This is a genomic window from Shewanella sp. K8 (genome assembly GCF_028823715.1).
GTDB classification, from domain to species: domain Bacteria; phylum Pseudomonadota; class Gammaproteobacteria; order Enterobacterales; family Shewanellaceae; genus Shewanella; species Shewanella algae.
This window is the reverse complement of sequence record NZ_JAPEHY010000030.1, coordinates 50,224-66,464: the sequence shown is the minus strand read 5'-3', so window position 1 is coordinate 66,464 and position 16,241 is coordinate 50,224. Positions and strand designations below refer to the sequence as shown.

16 protein-coding genes are annotated in these 16,241 nt (G+C 53.5%); 8 read left to right on the top strand and 8 right to left on the bottom strand.

The window, feature by feature from the left end:
* Positions 1–542 precede the first annotated feature (542 nt).
* Positions 543–1,925 (top strand): DUF3300 domain-containing protein, encoded by a 1,383-nt coding sequence (locus tag ON072_RS15845; protein ID WP_261753076.1) that lies wholly within the window; start codon positions 543–545, stop codon positions 1,923–1,925.
* A gap of 110 nt (positions 1,926–2,035) precedes the next feature.
* On the opposite strand, the gene grxB is transcribed toward ON072_RS15845, so the two are convergent.
* From grxB to ON072_RS15825, 4 genes are all read right to left on the bottom strand, one after another.
* The gene (grxB, locus tag ON072_RS15840) at positions 2,036–2,686 is read right to left on the bottom strand and encodes a glutaredoxin 2 (protein ID WP_208139081.1); all 651 of its coding nucleotides are present in this window, start codon (positions 2,684–2,686) and stop codon (positions 2,036–2,038) included.
* On the bottom strand, positions 2,686–3,606 hold the full coding sequence (locus ON072_RS15835; RefSeq protein WP_025889931.1) for a sterol desaturase family protein: 921 nt from the start codon (positions 3,604–3,606) through the stop codon (positions 2,686–2,688). The genes grxB and ON072_RS15835 overlap by 1 nt, the downstream gene beginning before the upstream one ends.
* Positions 3,607–3,627: 21 nt before the next feature.
* A complete protein-coding gene (locus ON072_RS15830) occupies positions 3,628–4,689 on the bottom strand; it encodes a DUF2804 domain-containing protein (RefSeq protein ID WP_261753077.1) in 1,062 nt (353 codons plus the stop codon).
* Between the two features lie 127 nt (positions 4,690–4,816).
* On the bottom strand, positions 4,817–5,401 hold the full coding sequence (locus tag ON072_RS15825; protein ID WP_107005940.1) for a porin family protein: 585 nt from the start codon (positions 5,399–5,401) through the stop codon (positions 4,817–4,819).
* Positions 5,402–5,562: 161 nt separating this feature from the next.
* On the opposite strand from ON072_RS15825, the gene ON072_RS15820 reads away from it, so the two are divergent.
* The 4 genes from ON072_RS15820 to ON072_RS15805 all read left to right on the top strand — a co-directional run bounded on the left by ON072_RS15820 (position 5,563) and on the right by ON072_RS15805 (position 9,014).
* Positions 5,563–6,129 carry a YajG family lipoprotein gene (locus ON072_RS15820; protein WP_261753078.1) on the top strand — a complete coding sequence of 189 codons (567 nt, stop codon included), beginning with the start codon at positions 5,563–5,565 and terminating at the stop codon, positions 6,127–6,129.
* Between the two features lie 65 nt (positions 6,130–6,194).
* Positions 6,195–6,779 (top strand): peptidylprolyl isomerase, encoded by a 585-nt coding sequence (locus tag ON072_RS15815; protein WP_221055350.1) that lies wholly within the window; start codon positions 6,195–6,197, stop codon positions 6,777–6,779.
* A 67-nt stretch (positions 6,780–6,846) separates the two neighbouring features.
* Positions 6,847–7,167, top strand: a complete 321-nt coding sequence (locus tag ON072_RS15810; RefSeq protein ID WP_025011704.1) for a hypothetical protein — start codon at positions 6,847–6,849, stop codon at positions 7,165–7,167.
* Positions 7,168–7,328: 161 nt separating this feature from the next.
* Positions 7,329–9,014 carry an MFS transporter gene (locus ON072_RS15805; RefSeq protein ID WP_234506087.1) on the top strand — a complete coding sequence of 562 codons (1,686 nt, stop codon included), beginning with the start codon at positions 7,329–7,331 and terminating at the stop codon, positions 9,012–9,014.
* Here ON072_RS15805 and ON072_RS15800 read toward each other — a convergent pair.
* On the bottom strand, positions 9,011–9,496 hold the full coding sequence (locus ON072_RS15800) for a YajQ family cyclic di-GMP-binding protein (protein ID WP_062793931.1): 486 nt from the start codon (positions 9,494–9,496) through the stop codon (positions 9,011–9,013). The two genes, ON072_RS15805 and ON072_RS15800, sit on opposite strands and share 4 nt — an antisense overlap.
* Before the next feature lie 172 nt (positions 9,497–9,668).
* On the opposite strand from ON072_RS15800, the gene ON072_RS15795 reads away from it, so the two are divergent.
* Positions 9,669–10,001, top strand: coding sequence for a VanZ family protein (locus ON072_RS15795; protein WP_210736175.1), 333 nt, complete (start codon positions 9,669–9,671; stop codon positions 9,999–10,001).
* Between the two features lie 4 nt (positions 10,002–10,005).
* The gene (locus ON072_RS15790) at positions 10,006–10,923 is read left to right on the top strand and encodes a ketopantoate reductase family protein (RefSeq protein ID WP_261753079.1); all 918 of its coding nucleotides are present in this window, start codon (positions 10,006–10,008) and stop codon (positions 10,921–10,923) included.
* Here ON072_RS15790 and ON072_RS15785 read toward each other — a convergent pair.
* The 3 genes from ON072_RS15785 to ON072_RS15775 all read right to left on the bottom strand — a co-directional run bounded on the left by ON072_RS15785 (position 10,909) and on the right by ON072_RS15775 (position 14,154).
* Positions 10,909–12,120, bottom strand: coding sequence for a DUF819 family protein (locus ON072_RS15785; protein ID WP_028779727.1), 1,212 nt, complete (start codon positions 12,118–12,120; stop codon positions 10,909–10,911). The genes ON072_RS15790 and ON072_RS15785 overlap by 15 nt on opposite strands.
* Positions 12,117–13,025, bottom strand: coding sequence for a LysR family transcriptional regulator (locus ON072_RS15780; RefSeq protein ID WP_261753080.1), 909 nt, complete (start codon positions 13,023–13,025; stop codon positions 12,117–12,119). The genes ON072_RS15785 and ON072_RS15780 overlap by 4 nt, the downstream gene beginning before the upstream one ends.
* A 112-nt stretch (positions 13,026–13,137) precedes the next feature.
* Entirely contained in the window at positions 13,138–14,154 is a 1,017-nt protein-coding gene (locus ON072_RS15775; protein WP_259663542.1) for a porin, read from the bottom strand.
* A gap of 285 nt (positions 14,155–14,439) precedes the next feature.
* Here ON072_RS15775 and ON072_RS15770 point away from each other — a divergent pair, with 285 nt between their 5' ends.
* Positions 14,440–16,209 carry a flavocytochrome c gene (locus ON072_RS15770; RefSeq protein WP_028779725.1) on the top strand — a complete coding sequence of 590 codons (1,770 nt, stop codon included), beginning with the start codon at positions 14,440–14,442 and terminating at the stop codon, positions 16,207–16,209.
* The last annotated feature ends 32 nt before the right edge of the window (positions 16,210–16,241 follow it).

Genomic DNA, 16,241 nt, shown 5'->3' with positions numbered 1-16,241 from the left:
AAGGGGCTTTGGACAAGCAAAGCCCCTTGCCCGGTGTGGTGTGGAACACCACGACCTTAGGCCGCTGGCACAGCGGCTATCATGGCTTTAAGCCAGAACTCACCAATAAACTAGGTCTTAGCTTCTGGCTAAGCAGCCGCCAATCACCTGCGGTGCGCCTTTCGCACAAGTAAGCCTGTGACATGGCGAGAGTTGCATAGCAACATGCTTTCGAGCGCGAGCCAGGAATGGTGAGCTGGCCGTTAAACAGGGAAGTTGTTGCAAGTACGTCCTCGTAAGCTCTGCCTCGCCATCCCGGGCTCGGCAGGTCACAGTTCCGCCTGTGTCTGGAAATAGCCGTACTCCTGCCATTTCAAAAGACTCAGTTCCACTACCCACTTCCCCCAGGCAGTTGCTTGGAGATCATTTAGCCATCCCAAAGCCTTCAGCTTATGTTCATCAAAGGCCACTTATCCTGAAACCACTGATGGGGAATTGCATCGCAAGGCCTCAGTTAGCTCACTTGCCAGGCTGGTAACCATACCGGCCTAAAGGAGGCAACCATGAACAAGCTGAAAATCTGGCTGCAGCACAGTGTGCTTATCCTGTGTCTGTTTGGCCTGCCAACTACGGCGCTGCAGGCCGCCGAATCCGGCAGTGATATCCGGGAACCCGAGCTGATGCAGCTGCTCTCCCCTATCGCTCTCTATCCGGACACCTTGTTGACCCATATGCTAATCGCCTCAACCTATCCACTGGAACTGGTGCAGGCACAGCGCTGGCGCAAACAGCGCAGCCATTGGAGCAATGAACGCCTGATGGCCGAAGCCGAAAACCAGGATTGGGATCCCAGTGTGATGGCGCTTATCGCCTTTCCGGAAGTGTTGAACAAGATGAGCACAGATCTGGACTGGACCGCCCGTTTGGGCGAAGCCTTTATCGCCGATGAAGGCCGGGTGATGGATGGGATTCAAACCCTGAGGCAAGCCGCCTGGGATGCAGATTCATTAAATGACCTGGGTAACCTCAACGCCAGACGCGACGAACGTCAGATAGTGATAGCACCGACCCGCACCGAGGTGATCTATGTCCCTTACTACGACAGTCGCCGTGTCTATGGTCACTGGCACTGGAGCAGCTATCCGCCTATCTATTGGGACCCTTTCCCCGGATATGTGCGCTACCACTCCAGTCCTTTTTACTGGCGCAGTGCCGGGGTCAGCATTTCATTTAACTTCTTCTTCAGCGCCTTTCATTGGCATGACAGAGTGATCTGGGTCGATTATCGCCACAAACACTATAATCACTACCGTCCGAGACTGGCCTATAGCCAGGGAGCCCAGCGCTGGAGCCATAACCCGCACCACAGACGTGGCGCCCATTATCGTCACCCTGGGCTGCAACAACGCTACAACAAGGCGGTATACAACAAGCCGCACAAGCGTTATGAATCCCAGGCCCGCAGCTTCAACCACAGCCAGAGGCTGCATCAGGACAGAAACAAGCAACAAAAGCAGTTGCAGCGAGAGTTAAAGCAGCGCAGGGAACACAATAGCCGTGAATGGCGCGCCGGAGACAAGAGGGAAAAGATGCATAAGGGCGAGCCACAAAAAGTTCGCCAGCTGTCACAGCAGCCGTCATATAGGAGTGCCAATAGCAGTGCCAACGCCGCCGACAAAACGATGCGGGTTAAACATCAGGCCAGAGACAGGCAGTTGCAACAGGCCTCAAACCGGCACACTAACACTACTTATAGACAAGCTGAAAAGCGCCGGCAACAGGCAGATAAACAACAGCAGCCACAGAGACGCTATCAGCCTCAGAGTCAATCGAAGGTGCAGCATCAGCAGCGAGCTCAGCCACAGCGCCATCAGGCAGAGCGACGCCAGCCCAGCCGTGCTCAGGAGCACAGACAACGCGCAGTGCATCAACAAAGAGAGCGTTGAAAAAGCCGGGTTAACGTAGCACTTGCCCTAAAGTGAAAACGAATGAAAAAGACAGGTCCAGCACTGGCCTGTCTTTTTGGGGTGTAGTTGTATGACTCAGATAAAGCCGCTCAGACGGCTCTGTCGTCGTACAAGTCGATTTGAGTCAGCGCTGCCACTTCTTCGATATAGGCACGCACTCTGGCCGGGAATACCAGCCCCTTGACCATGGTCAGGTTTCTCAGGCCGGGGAACAGGTTGATATCATCAATAGTCAACTTATTGCCCCGCTCCGACGGCAATTGCAGCCAGTCAAGCCGCGGCCAACACTTAGCCAGCCCATCAAGATAATCGGCCGTTTGCGCAAGCGCTTTTTCGAAAGACATCTCTATCATGGCGCTCTTGTTTTGGGTAAACCAGGCAATCGCCTCTTGGCTGCCAAATTCAGGCAGACCGAGCAACACACTGCGGGGATAGAGCAAGCGACTGCTGAAATAACCGGATGCCTCCTGCCATTGGCTGACCGCATCGGCCTGGCTGGCAAGGGTAATGACCGGCTTACCATCCAGATTATCCAGATAGCTGACGATATCCAGGCTCTCGGCCATGAAGCTGCCATCGGCTTTTTGTAAAATGGGCACCATATTGGCGCCGACCATAGCTATTCTGGACTCCACATCATGGTTTTGCAGATAGACCCGCTCCACCGGCAACGCCTTAAGCCCCACCAGCATCATAGCCTTGACGCAATAGGGACAATGGTCAAACACAAAAAGCTTCATCAGTACTCCTTAGCTTCCTTGGAACTGTCAGGGCCATCAGCATATCCTCCGAGGCCGGAGCTGGGCAACTCCTGACTGGCCGGCGGTGCAAACAGCAAACGCCAACGCTGCCTGAAACTAAGGCCGGGGCGGCTCACTTCCGCCAACATATCGCGCCATTCGGCAAAAGTGACTGTCACAGGATTAAAGCTGTTCACCGGCTTGGTAATACCATAGCGCACGGTTTCCCGCTCCGGCTCGAAGCTGCCGAATAATCTATCCCAAATGATCAACACCCCGGCGTAGTTCTTATCTATGTACTGAGGATTGCGGCCATGGTGCACCCTGTGGTGGGACGGCGTGTTGAATATCCACTCCAAGGGCCCAAGACGTTTGATGGCCTGGGTATGGACAAAAAATTGCAGGCCCAGATTAAGCAGCACCACAAAAACCACCCAGTTGGGGTCGAAGCCTATGATCACCAAGGGCAGCCAAAACAGCCACATGCCCGCCAATGGGTACATCAGGCTCTGACGAAAGGCGGTGGAAAAATTCATGTTTTCCGAGCTGTGGTGCACTACGTGGGCGGCCCACATCCAGCGGCATCTGTGGCTGGCCCGATGGAACCAGTAATAGCAAAAGTCCTGCCCCAGCATCAGCAGCACAAAGGTCCAGCCATTCATCTCAATGTCGAACAAACGCCAGCCGAATAACCACAAATACAGTTTGGCCAGCAGTAACCCTGTGAGAATATCGGCGCCCTGGTGCATGCCTGCCAGCACAAAGTTACAGAAAACCTCCGCCGGTCGATAGCGGGCATTCTCAGGCAAACGTCTGAGGCGGTCACCGAAAAACCACTCCAATGCCATACAGATGAAGAACAGCGGCGCCAATACCAGCAGCAGCCATTCAGGGTGTGAAATAAGTAAATTGAAATCCATTTTTATTCCTTTTATTCCAGCTCACCACTTGGCAAAGTGATCTTCTGTCAGGCCGCTCTGCTGCACCAGCTCATGGCGCTTGCCCAGGGAGTCTTTGACCCAACCGGAAAACAGCCCGGTATACTGGCGAAAATTGCTTTTAAGCAGCCCCAGGTTGAGCCTTTCGCTGCGGCACCCCAAGGGCGAAAATGCCAACTCCAGATCGCCGCGCTCAGACCAAACTCGCCATTGGCCGCCTGATGCTGCCATGCGGTCAAACTCAAAATGCACCGGCGACAGCAAATGCCTGGCACCATCAACCCAGAGCACGTTTTCACAAGAGCCGGTCTCGTTGACTCCGGCCGCCAGGTTTAGCCCGAACCCCTTACCATCAATATCGGCATTGATAGAAGCCCAGCGCCAACTGGTTTCCCGACGCATAAAGCCTGCGGAAAAGTCATAACCGGCTCTGGCATGCAGCAGCGGCTGGGGTTCATGATTGAAGGACAACTGGCCGGAGACCTTGAGGGCATTGTGTTTCTGGGTATAGGTCCAACCGCTGTAACCGGTTGGACTGCAAAGCGCCATCGGTAAGCTGAGCGGTTCGGGAACCAAGGTCAGCTCCCCCTCAAGTGGCATTCCCTGTAGTTTAAGATCCAGACTCAGTTGCCATTGTCCCTGCTCACGCCGAAAGTGAATGCCTCCCATACGGCTCTCCCCCTGCCATGGCGAACGGCTCAGGTTAAAACCAGCAGGAGGCCGCAGCAGATTATGCTGATACATGCGACGACTCTGCACATCAAACAGATAACAGAAACCACTGCCAAGATAGGCGATATCCGCCAAGGCAACGCCCAGCATCCATCTGGGGCTGTTAAGGCCAATAAACTCAAACTGCTTATAACTGCAACGCTGTTTCAGGCGTGAAACCCTGCGATCCATCTCATTGAACAGCTGAAAGTCTGCCAATCCCAGGCTTTTCGGCGGCCCGTCGAAATGACCAAACAGAGGCCGGCCGTGAACATCTATCAAAGAGTCAGGTGCCGCCTGGGTTGCAACCCCGGATTGAGTCGTCGGCAAAGACCCGGATTTCAATTCCAACATATTCCCAACAGGTGTTTTTAGAGCAATAACTTGACTCTACCCTGTCGCCGTCGGAGATTGAAGCCTTGAATGTTACAAAAATGAAAAAACCCCGCTATACGGGGCTTTATCCGGTTTACTGTGTCATTCAGAAACGGTAACTGAGGCCGACGAATACCCCTTGATAGTCGAAGTTATCCGTCTTCAGATACACGTATTCAGTATTGATACCCAGATTGTTGCGGAAACGATATTCCCAACCGGCTGCCGCATGCAGGCCATTTTCAGTGTCATTGAAGCCGGCGCCGTCTTTGGTATATTGATATTCGAGTTTAACCCTGGCAGCACCCAGTTTGGCATAGAAGCTGTTGCGCTCGGTAAAGCCCCAGCGGCCATAAAGAGACACTCTCGCCGCCTCGAAGCTATCCATCTGCAACTCGGTAATGCCGGAGGTAAAGGCATGGACTATACCGGCATCGGACCAAAGGTAACCCGCTTCAACACCCCAGTTTGGCGTGAAATGATAGCGATAATAAAGCTCTGTGCCCCAGCTGTCTGAGCTGTCGTTGTCTTCGGCGTTACCGGCATCGGGATTGAAGCGGCTGATGTCATCATCATTCTGCACTCCAAGGCCTATACTGCCCCCGATAACATGTTTGCCTTCTGCGGCGCCGGCGGCCGGTACCATCAAGGTCGGCATCACCAGTGCAACTGCCAATATAACGTACTTCATACGATTCCCCCATGATTTGTAAGTGTTTTACGCGCGGATATTGCGCTTCGCTGTCTGAACCCTGACTGAACCAAAGTCGGTTATCTGCCATTGTCAGATGCTGGAAGCCAAACTCAAATCTGGTTATCCTGATGCCACCTTTTTTACAGCTTCGGATTTTTATGAAACGGCTTGCTACCTTGATGCTGGGGTCGACGCTGCTCTTTGGCTGCGCCAGTCATACCCCCAACTTTATTGCCCTGAGCCCTGAACTGCCTGCGGTCACGCCACAGACTTCGCTGGAGCCTGCTCTGGCGCTGCAAACCCTGGATACCCGCACCGCCAACTTTATTGTGCGATTCAATGAAGATGGCAAAGCCGCACGCCTGGTCAGCCCGGCCGAGCCCCCCAGGGCTCAACTGGATCAACTGTTCCGCCAAGGTTTTGCCAAGGCCGGATACCGAATCGATCCCGCCAGTGGGAAAGAGGTGCAGTTGCAGCTGATTGAACTGCTCACTGATGTGGATGAATCCAGCTTCGGCTTCGAAGCCAAAACCAATGTCAGCATCAATCTGCTGGCGAAAAACAGCAGCCATACCCTGACCAAGCGTTATAAGGCCAAGGGGCTGCTCAAGGGGCCATTCAGTGCCGACTTCGCCTCGCTGGAACTGGACATGAACAAGCTGATCACCCAGTTGAGCGGCGAAATACTCAACGACCCCGAGCTGCACAGCTTTTTGCAGCAGTAATTTATTAGGCCGGTCTGTGACTCACAGGCAGGCCCGTCTGCAACACTATGATAAGGAATCTGGTCATGAGCCGATGGATACTCGCAGCCGTATTGATGCTGACCAGTCAGCTGGCGCTGGCGTTGGATATACAAAAAGACAATCTCTACCCCCAAGTGGAATTTGATACCAGCATGGGCAAAATCGTGGTCGAGCTCGATCGCACCCGGGCGCCCATTACTGTGGACAACTTTCTCACCTATGTGGTGCGCGGCGACTACAACAACACATTGTTTCACCGCATTATTGCCGATTTCGTGGTTCAGGGCGGCGGCCTCAGCCCCAAGTATGAAGAACTGCCTTCAGACAAGCCGATAGTCAATGAGTCGGGCAACGGCCTGTCCAACAGCCTAGGCACTATAGCCATGGCCAGAGAGAGTGCTCCCCATTCGGCCACCCGCCAGTTTTACTTCAATGTGGCCGACAACAAAAAGCTCGACCCATCCTCCAGACGCTGGGGCTATGCCGTATTCGGTGAAGTCAGCCAAGGGCTTGAAGTTCTGCAGAATATGGCGCTGGTAGAGACAGGCACCAACAGCACCTTGGGTTGGCCCGATGTGCCGGTTACCCAGGTTTTGTTGAAGAAAGCCACACTTCTGCCCAGAAATTAACCCCAGGCACGGCTCAGTTTCAAAAAGCTGTCTATACTGAACCTGGCAAACATAAGGAGGCGATCTGATGACCCCGGAAGAGTTCATCGATGTGAAAGCGCCCCAACTGGCTCATTACGGCAAAGCATTCTTGAGCGACAAGCTGGAATTTAATGAAGTCAGATTGTATCTGTGGGATACCCTGGAAGAATGGCATCAGCTGAACTTGCAGGGGGAAGCGCAAACGGATGTCGAACGCGTATTTTGGCACTTGTTGTACGCCTTCGATAAATGGCCCGATTGGGTATTGCGCGGTAACCAGTTTTTGCGCCAGCAACTGGACGACTGCTGTGAATACCTGTTCGGTGGTGGCCCCATACCCGAAGGCTGTATCGGCGTCAGGCCCTGAGACAGACGTTAATCTACCCCGCCCGGGTGACACTTTAATGACACGGGCGACCAATCCCCGGCTTTGCCGGGGATTTTTTATTGGGCAAACACCCAAGCACGCCTTGAAGTCGCAGGCTCGGGCTTTTACTCTAAGGCCTTTGACTCTCACCAAGCCGTGCCATGCCTCAATCTTTTTTTGCCAGCACCCGAGACGCCCTGAGTATCTATTTCCACAAGCGGGTACTCATCTTATTGTTGCTCGGTTTTTCCGCCGGCCTGCCGCTGATGCTGGTATTTTCCACCCTGTCTTTCTGGCTCAGGGAAGCCGGGGTAGACAGGGCCGCCATCGGCTATTTCAGTTGGGTGGCCTTGATCTATGCCTTCAAGTGGGCCTGGTCCCCCCTGGTCGATCGCATGCCCCTGCCTTTGTTCAGCCAACTCTTTGGCCGCCGCCGCGGCTGGATGCTTTTCTCCCAGCTATTACTGATAGCCGCCATTTTGGGAATGGCCGGCAGTGACCCCATGGAAGATCTCACCCATCTGGCACTCTTTGCGCTGATGGTGGCCTTTTCCTCCGCCACCCAGGACATAGTGGTCGATGCCTTTCGTATCGAGTCGGCGCCGGAAAAAATGCAGGCGGCACTGGCTGCCGCCTATCAGGTGGGCTATCGCAGCGCGATGATCATAGCCACGGCAGGCTCATTGACTATCGCCGCCTGGGTTTCTCCCGAGCCGGAAAGCTACAATCTCCAGAGCTGGCAAACCGCCTATCTGGTAATGGCAGGCCTCATGGGCATAGGCATACTGGCGACACTTTTTGCCAAAGAGCCGGCAGTGGATATCAGCTCGATAGGGGAAGAGGAAGCCAACCTCAGAGACAGGCTCAGGGCCAACCTGGCACCCAGACTCTCGGTCTGGGCCGCACCGACCAACCTGTTTATCCTGCGCCATGGCAAGTTACTGCTCTTGCTGCTGGGGCTTTATTTCTGTTTTAGCTTGGCTGAACCCTTCACCCAGGTACTGCAATCCTACTTTCCGAGTCAGGCCTTGAATACAGATGCAGTCACTCTGGCCTCTATGGGACTCATTCTGCTGCTCTGGTTGCTGATCTTCGGCGTCAAAAGTAAAGACAGGGCTATTCAAGAGCAGGAAGCCAAGCATCTGACCCAGGCCGGCACAGATAGGATGGCCGCTTTTATCTCCTGGCTCTACAGCGCCGTGGCCCTGCCCTTTATCGATTTCTTTCGCCGCTACGGCAAGAGCGCGATTCTGATCCTTATGCTGATCTCCTGCTACCGGATCTCGGATATCGTCATGGGGATCATGGCCAATGTTTTCTATGTGGATATGGGCTTCAGCAAGGAAGAGATCGCCACCCTGAGCAAGGTCTATGGTCTGATAATGACCCTGGTGGGCTCGGCATTCGGCGGGGTGTTGTTGGCACGCTTCGGCACCATAAAAATCCTCTATGTCGGCGCCTTCCTGGTGGCCACCACCAATTTGTTGTTCGCCCTGCAGGCCATGGTGGGCTACAACGTGCCGCTGCTGACCCTGGCAATTTCGGTGGACAACTTCAGCGGCGGTATCGCCACAGCGGCCTTTATCGCCTACCTCTCCAGCCTCACCAGCAGTGGCTACAGTGCCACTCAGTATGCACTGCTGTCTTCGGTGATGTTACTGTTTCCCAAGTTTATTGCCGGCTTCTCCGGCGCCTGGGTCAACGCCTTTGGCTATGTGAATTTCTTTGTCAGCGCCAGCATCATAGGCTTGCCCGTGCTGCTGCTGATTTGGCTGGTGCAAAAAAACAGCCCGCCGAAGCGGGCCGATACTGCTCAAGATACGCTCAAGTCGCAGATTAACGACTAGTCGCGGAAGTTATTGAACTGGAACGGCTGGCCCAGCTCGGCATTACGGGCCAGCGCCATCACGGCCTGCAAGTCGTCACGCTTCTTGCCTGTGACCCGTACCGAGTCGCCCTGGATTTGCGCCTGCACCTTTACTTTGCTGTCTTTGATCTGTTTTACCAGCTTCTTGGCCACATCGGCTTCGATGCCTTGTTTGAACTTGACCTTCAAAGAAAACATCTTGCCACTGTGAATCGCTTTCTCATCCACTTCCATCGCCTTGGGATCCACATTACGACGGCTCAGTTGGGTTCTTAAAATATCCACCATCTGATTACACTGAAAGTCAGACTCTGCCGACAGGGTCACTACAAAGTCTTTATACTCCACCGCAAATTCCACCCCGCGGAAATCGAAGCGGGTATCCAATTCACGTTTGCTGTTATCCACTGCGTTACGCAGTTCAACGGCATCTACTTCTGACACTATATCGAATGAGGGCATTTCGTCGCCTTTTACTTATCAGTCAAACCAATAGCGCCAGTCTACCCTAAGTTGAAGCAGAGCTGAATAAATCCAAGTCTGCTGATGACAGCCAGGCTTTATTTTGACTATGATGTTCGCCAAGCTTTCCAACCCTGCGTGATTTGTGATTAACCGACAGTTGCTGTTTAAAATGGCTTTGTTGATTGCCCTGGCGGTGATCAGCTACCTGGTTTTTTCCAAGCCTAACTATCCACAGAGCATCCCTAATCTGGATAAAGTGGGTCATATAGGTAGTTTCTTTGCCCTCGCCTGGCTGACCTATCTGGCGTTCCGCCCCCGCTGGTACTTGATGTTTGCTACCCTGGCCGGCTACGGCATTCTGATAGAGATGGTGCAATCCCGTCTGCCCTACCGCAGCGCAGATGTGGCCGACTTTGTCGCCGATATGGCCGGAGTCGTACTCTTCTACTTCTCACTCTGGGGCTATCGCAGATATTTTCGCGCCGCCATGTTGAGGGAGTAACGGGATGCAGATAGGGATCCTCGGCGTTGGAGCCATAGGGCAACTGCTGGCACAGCAACTGGCCGCAGCCGGGCTTGAACCTTGGTTATTACCAAGAGCCAACACCCCGTCATTGGCTGAGCAGGGCGAAGAGCAAGTCTATACCCTGGAGCTTGGCGACCAGAGTCTGCAAACATCCTTTCTGTGTCTGGCGCAGGACTCGAGCAAGCTCAAGCAGCTCGAGCTCTTGCTGGTCACAGTCAAAGCCTATCAGGTTGAAGCGGCGCTGGAGCCTTTGCTGCCAAGACTTCACCCGAATTGCCGCATCCTGCTGCTGCACAATGGGCTTGGTCCCCATCAAAGCCTGGCCGCCAAGCTGAATGGCCGGCCGCTGAGCCTGGGCACCACCAGCCAGGGAGCGCTGAAACTCAGCAGCAATCATATTCGCCAAACCGGCAGCGGCCTGACCCAGATAGGTGACTTAAGCGGCGCCCCCATGCCAGAGGCGATGAAAACCGTTCTGCTCAATGCCATTCCCGGCAGTCAGTGGAGTGATGCCATTCTCGAAGCCCTGTGGCAAAAGCTGGCGGTCAATGCCGTTATCAATCCGCTGACTGCCATTCACAGAGTCAACAACGGTGCCCTGGCCGCCCCCGAGTTTGAGGGAACAATCTGCGCCATTCTCGATGAGCTGTTACAGGTAGCCAAGCAGGAAGGCATAGCGCTGACGTTCGATACGCTGCACGCCAGAGTCAAGGAAGTGATACGGCTAACCGCCGCCAACTACTCCTCCATGTATCAGGATCTCAAGCACGGCCGCAAGACGGAAATTGACTATATCAACGGTTACCTGCAGCAGCGCGCCGAGCAATATGGGCTCACACTGCCAATCAACAGCGAACTGCTGGCCCAAATAAAGGTGCTTGAATCAAATCTGCTTTAACCACTGGCCGCAGGCCCAGGCAATAAAGTTGGCCCAGGCATAGCCAAATACCGCGATCAGAACCGCAAGAGGCACCAATGCCTGGCGATAGGCGCTGGTGACCACAGGCGCCGAAGCCGCCCCGCCAAGATTGCACTGACTGGCAATGGCGAGATAACCGAATGGAAGTCTCAACACTCTCGCCGCCAGCAGCAACAAGAAGACATGCACCAACAACCAGATAGCCCCGATAACGAAAAACCAGGGCAAAGACCAGAGCATACCGATATCCATCTTCAGCCCCATGATAGCCAACATAAGATAAAGACAGGCATTACCGACTCTGTCGGCGCCATAGGCCGCCAGCCGCCGCGCCGGTGTCAGCGACAGGAGCACGCTGGCCGTCGTTAACCAGACCACCAGCCAGATAAAGGGAGTATGCAGGTGATAGGCTCTGGCCATAGGCCAGTGGCGGACAATCAGCTCCGCCGTCCAATCGGCGCCCCAGTGTGCCAAGCCGCCCAGCATCAGCGGCAGGCAAAAGATCAATAACCAGTGATGGCTCTGTGCCAGGCGCCGTTCCGGCAAGGGCGTATCCAGCATAGTCGCCTGCGGCTCGCGGCTTCGAAGCCAGCGATTAATTTTGGCCTCGTGGGGCGCCAGCGCCAGCAATATTGCCATCCAGATCCCTGAAAGCACCACATTCACAGTAACAAAAACCGCAAAGATACTGTCACCGGCACCGAACAGTTCTTTCATCGCCATCTGATTGGCTGTACCACCGACCCAATTACCTGCCAGGGTCGCCATGCCGCGCCAGAGGCTATCCTCCCCCTGCGGCAGCAAGAGCTCAGGCTGTATGTATCCCACCAACCACAGCGCCAGCGGCCCCCCGACAAAGATCCCCAGGCTGCCGATAAAAAACAGTAGCAGCAGCTTACCGCCACAGCGCCAAATACTGCCGATATCCAGCCCCAGTAGCATCAACACCAGACACATGGGCATAAGGTAATCGACGGCAAACTTGGGTAACTGAGAGTCTTTTACCGCAATCAGCCCCATGGTGTTGAGCAGTGATGGCACGAAATAACAGGCCACCATCACGGGTAAGAACCGATAACAGCGACGCCAGAAAGGGCTATTGAGACCGCTGGTGTAGAATATGCCTCCCAAGATCAGGCAAAGAATGCCAAACAGCTGAAAATCGGTTTGGATCATGCCGGCCGTTGCTCATCGAACTCGCGTTGATCCAACATAAATTCCAGAAAATTGGCCGGTAAAGGGGCAAGCACTTCCTCGGCCCGGCGGATCACCCAATAGTTACGTTCAAAGTCCCAGCCGGGCAGTTCCAACTCCACCAGATCGCCACGCTCCAATTCGGCATCTATCGCCATAAAGGGCAAGATACTGACCCCATAGCCAGTGGCCGTGGCGCGCTTGATGGCCCCCAGAGTTCCCATGGTGATGGTTTGCGATGGCACAATGCCGACGCTGTGCAGTAACTGCAAAGCCCTGACGCGGGCAACCGTCGCGCTTTCATCCAGATACCAGACTTCACGCGACAGGCGCTCGGTATCGACAACCTCTTTAGCCAGAGGGTTATCGGCGCCGCAAACAATGCAGATCCTGTCTCTGAGCCAAGGCTCACAGCAGAGATTGGCCAGCGACGGCTTGGCGTCAACAAAGGCCAGGTCCAGTTCCCGTTCAGAGACCATCCTCTCTATGTGGCTTGAATCTTTGATCATCAAGCGAATTCCTGTGGCCGGAAAACATTGATGGAACACAGGCAAGCGCCGCGATAACACATAGTTTCCCGCAGTTTTACTGGCACCGACCGTCAGTGTGCCACATACGCCACTGGCACTGGCGTGAAATAACTGCTGTACCTGCTGCTCTGACGCCAACATCCCGTTGGCGTATGGCAGCAACAACTCCCCTTGCGGGTTGAGCAGCAAACCTGTAGCACTGCGTTCAAACAGGCGGCACCCCAGCGCTGACTCCAACTCTTTCAGCGCCATACTGACGGCCGGAACCGACATATGCAGCTTCCTGGCAGCACGGGAGATCTGCCCTTCGGCATGTATGCACTTGAATACCAGCAGTTGTTTGAGAGTTATCTTCATCAGGGGAATCGCCGCGGTTTGGGTTGGCGTATTTTAGCAATCCCGTTACCGGGAAAAGTTGATCCAGCCGAGCCTGCGATAAGGCTCGGAAACCAGCTACAAATACTGTGACTCAGAACATGTGTTTCATCGCCAGAGTCACCAGCTTGTCGTCATACTCCGTATAACCTCCTGCGTCGGTAAAATCGCCATCCAGATAGGTGGTTATCAAGCTGAACGTGGTGCTTTTGGAAGCTCGATAGTCCAACCCCAAAGACGCCTGCCAACTGGAGGCATCTGTCACACTGGCTTTATCAGCCAGGCTGGATACCACCTTGCCATTGCCTGAGTTGTCATACAGATATTGCGCCTTGAAACTGTATTGCTGCCAAGGGATCTCCATGCTGGCAAGCAAACTGTTACCACTGAGGTTTTGATATTTCTGCGACTCGGAATGCTGATACATAAACCCCAACTTGGCACCGGCCAAGCGAGCACCGGCAACGGCTCGCACCGCATCCAAGGCATTGAGACTATCGGCATAGGCCAGCGCCAAATACCAAGCCTGTCGTTTCAATTTGGCATCACCCGCTGTCAGGCTCAGTGCATAATTGCCGTTTGAGCCATTTTGCTCCGGCAAGTTATCGGCAAATTGATAGCTCACGCCCAGCTGCACTCCATACCATTTGGGTGAGTAATAAGTAGCTGAATCTCCCAGGCGGTCATTCCCGGCGATAATTTTTGCCATATCACTGGAAGTGATATTGAATAAATCCACCTTACCTTCCGTCTTTTTAAATACAGTATCATTACGACCAAATACCAGTGTACCCAATTGGCTTTCGACACCCAGGTAAGTATTACGGGATTTAAACAGCGAAGAAGTATCAAAGTAGCCGCCGTTATTACCAAATTCCATCACATAAACAATATTGATATTATCGTTGAGTTTTTCTTTACCCTTGACACCGATAAAGGAGGCATAGTTTTCCAGATAAGCACCGTTTTCCTTTCTATCTGACAGCAAACCGCTGTCCGAGTGACTCAGCCCAAGCCAAGCCCGGCCATAAAAGTCGGGTGCAGCCTGGCTGACCAGCGGCAACAGCGAGCAGGTAATTCCAGCAATAATCGTTTTTCTTAGGTTCATCATTTTGTCTCTTTATATTTATGAGTTGAGATATGAGTAAGCGCCGAAATATAGTAAAAACTTTTATACCCATTTGAGCATTGACTGGATCACACACTCATAACAGAGGCATCACTTTCAATTTTATTGAAAATGAATTAAGCGAATTCAAAACCATGAATTAAGAAAACTTGAAACCTATTTCAACAATTAATAACTCGACATCAAACTTGAGCCGCCTCACCTTTTTTTACATTTTATTTGCTCATGCTAATAACGAATCCAATAACAAATATTTTAGGGAGCAATATGAAACTCACTTATCTCAGCGGTCTGCTGGCCTGTTGCCTTTTCGGTGCAGCCGGAGTGCAGGCGGCACCTCAGGATCTAGGCAAATTTCACAGCGACAGCCAGCAAGGCTGCAAAACCTGCCATGTTTCGCCTAACAAGATTGACGACAGCGAGGCCCATGAAAATCAACAGTGCCGCAGCTGTCACGGAGACTACAGCGACCTGAAGAACCCTGCCCTGGAGATAGATCCCCACGGCTCTCACCTGGGTGATATCGCCTGTACCAGTTGCCACAAGGGGCACGAAGCACCCAAATTTTACTGCAATGAATGCCACTCTTTTGAACATAAACCCATGCCCTTTGCCGATGTCAAAGCCAAACCGGCCTGGGACAAAGAATGGGATCAGCAAAAAATTCAGCAGGCTATCGCCGCGGGACCAAAACAAAGCACAGATGTGGTGGTAATAGGTGCCGGCAGTGCCGGCTATAACGCTGCCATCAGCGCCAAACAGGCCGGGGCCAAGGTAGTTTTGCTGGAAAAAGCCCCCTTCTCCGGCGGCAACTCCATGCTGGCGGCCGGTGGCTATAACGCCGTGGGTACCAAACAACAAGCCGCCCACAAGGTGGACGACCAAGTGGCCTGGTATGTGGAAGATACGATGAAAGGCGGTCGCTACGCCAACGATCCCAAGCTGGTGCAAATTCTGGCGCAGCAGTCAGCCGACGGTATCAAATGGCTTGAATCCCTCGGCGCCAATATGGATGACCTCAAACGCTCCGGCGGCGCCCGGGTGGACAGGACACACAGACCATCAGGCGGGCTCAGCGTCGGGCCACATATCATAGATGTACTGCGTAAGGCCGCAGACAAAAATCAGGTGGAAACCCGCCTCAATTCACGGGCAGTGAAACTGGTAGTGAATGACGAGCAGCAGATACTCGGGGTAGTGATCCACGGTAAACACTCTGGCTATTACATGTTGGGCGCCAAATCCGTGGTGCTGGCAACCGGTGGCTATGGCATGAACAAAGAGATGATCGCCTACTATCGCCCAACCTTTAAAGGCATGACCAGTTCCAACAATATTACCGCAACCGGCGATGGCATCGAAATGGCCAAGTCCATAGGCGCCAGCATGACAGATATCGACTGGATCCAGGCACACCCAACCATAGGCAAAGACAGCCGCATCTTAATCTCTGAAACCGTGCGCGGTGTCGGGGCTATCATGGTCAACAAGGATGGCAAACGTTTTATCAACGAGTTGACCACCCGCGACCGGGCATCGGATGCCATTCTCAAGCAACCCGAACAGTTTGCCTGGTTGGTGTTCGACAACCAACTGTACAAAAAAGCCAAAATGGTACGCGGCTATGATCACCTTAAGATGTTGAAAAAGGCCGATAATGTAGCCGAGTTGGCCAAACTCACCGGCATGCAACCTAAGGCACTGGAGCAAACAGTGAGTAGTTACAACCGCTCTTTCAAAGTCGGCAAAGACAGCGAATTCAACCGTGAAAATATGCCGCTTGATCTGACTCAGGCTCCCTTCTATGCGGTGAAAGTTGCTCCAGGCATTCATCACACCATGGGTGGGGTCGCCATAGATGAGAAAGCCGAGGTACTGAACCTGCAAAGCTGGCCCATCAAAGGCCTGTATGCCGCCGGAGAGGTGACGGGTGGGGTACATGGCTACAACCGTCTGGGCGGGAATGCGGTGGCCGATACGGTTATCTTCGGTCGTATCGCGGGTAAGAATGCTGCCGACAATGCGTTAGCCAAATAGGCTCCCTGCAAAGAGTGCCCTCGGCACTCAGA

Excerpts from the sequence above, each read along its gene's own strand:
- ON072_RS15845 (WP_261753076.1), top strand. The coding sequence starts at position 543 with ATGAACAAGCTGAAAATCTGGCTGCAGCACAGTGTGCTTATCCTGTGT.
- grxB (WP_208139081.1), bottom strand. The coding sequence starts at position 2,686 with ATGAAGCTTTTTGTGTTTGACCATTGTCCCTATTGCGTCAAGGCTATG.
- ON072_RS15835 (WP_025889931.1), bottom strand. The coding sequence starts at position 3,606 with ATGGATTTCAATTTACTTATTTCACACCCTGAATGGCTGCTGCTGGTA.
- ON072_RS15830 (WP_261753077.1), bottom strand. The coding sequence starts at position 4,689 with ATGTTGGAATTGAAATCCGGGTCTTTGCCGACGACTCAATCCGGGGTT.
- ON072_RS15825 (WP_107005940.1), bottom strand. The coding sequence starts at position 5,401 with ATGAAGTACGTTATATTGGCAGTTGCACTGGTGATGCCGACCTTGATG.
- ON072_RS15820 (WP_261753078.1), top strand. The coding sequence starts at position 5,563 with ATGAAACGGCTTGCTACCTTGATGCTGGGGTCGACGCTGCTCTTTGGC.
- ON072_RS15815 (WP_221055350.1), top strand. The coding sequence starts at position 6,195 with ATGAGCCGATGGATACTCGCAGCCGTATTGATGCTGACCAGTCAGCTG.
- ON072_RS15810 (WP_025011704.1), top strand. The coding sequence starts at position 6,847 with ATGACCCCGGAAGAGTTCATCGATGTGAAAGCGCCCCAACTGGCTCAT.
- ON072_RS15805 (WP_234506087.1), top strand. The coding sequence starts at position 7,329 with ATGCCTCAATCTTTTTTTGCCAGCACCCGAGACGCCCTGAGTATCTAT.
- ON072_RS15800 (WP_062793931.1), bottom strand. The coding sequence starts at position 9,496 with ATGCCCTCATTCGATATAGTGTCAGAAGTAGATGCCGTTGAACTGCGT.
- ON072_RS15795 (WP_210736175.1), top strand. The coding sequence starts at position 9,669 with ATGGCTTTGTTGATTGCCCTGGCGGTGATCAGCTACCTGGTTTTTTCC.
- ON072_RS15790 (WP_261753079.1), top strand. The coding sequence starts at position 10,006 with ATGCAGATAGGGATCCTCGGCGTTGGAGCCATAGGGCAACTGCTGGCA.
- ON072_RS15785 (WP_028779727.1), bottom strand. The coding sequence starts at position 12,120 with ATGATCCAAACCGATTTTCAGCTGTTTGGCATTCTTTGCCTGATCTTG.
- ON072_RS15780 (WP_261753080.1), bottom strand. The coding sequence starts at position 13,025 with ATGAAGATAACTCTCAAACAACTGCTGGTATTCAAGTGCATACATGCC.
- ON072_RS15775 (WP_259663542.1), bottom strand. The coding sequence starts at position 14,154 with ATGATGAACCTAAGAAAAACGATTATTGCTGGAATTACCTGCTCGCTG.
- ON072_RS15770 (WP_028779725.1), top strand. The coding sequence starts at position 14,440 with ATGAAACTCACTTATCTCAGCGGTCTGCTGGCCTGTTGCCTTTTCGGT.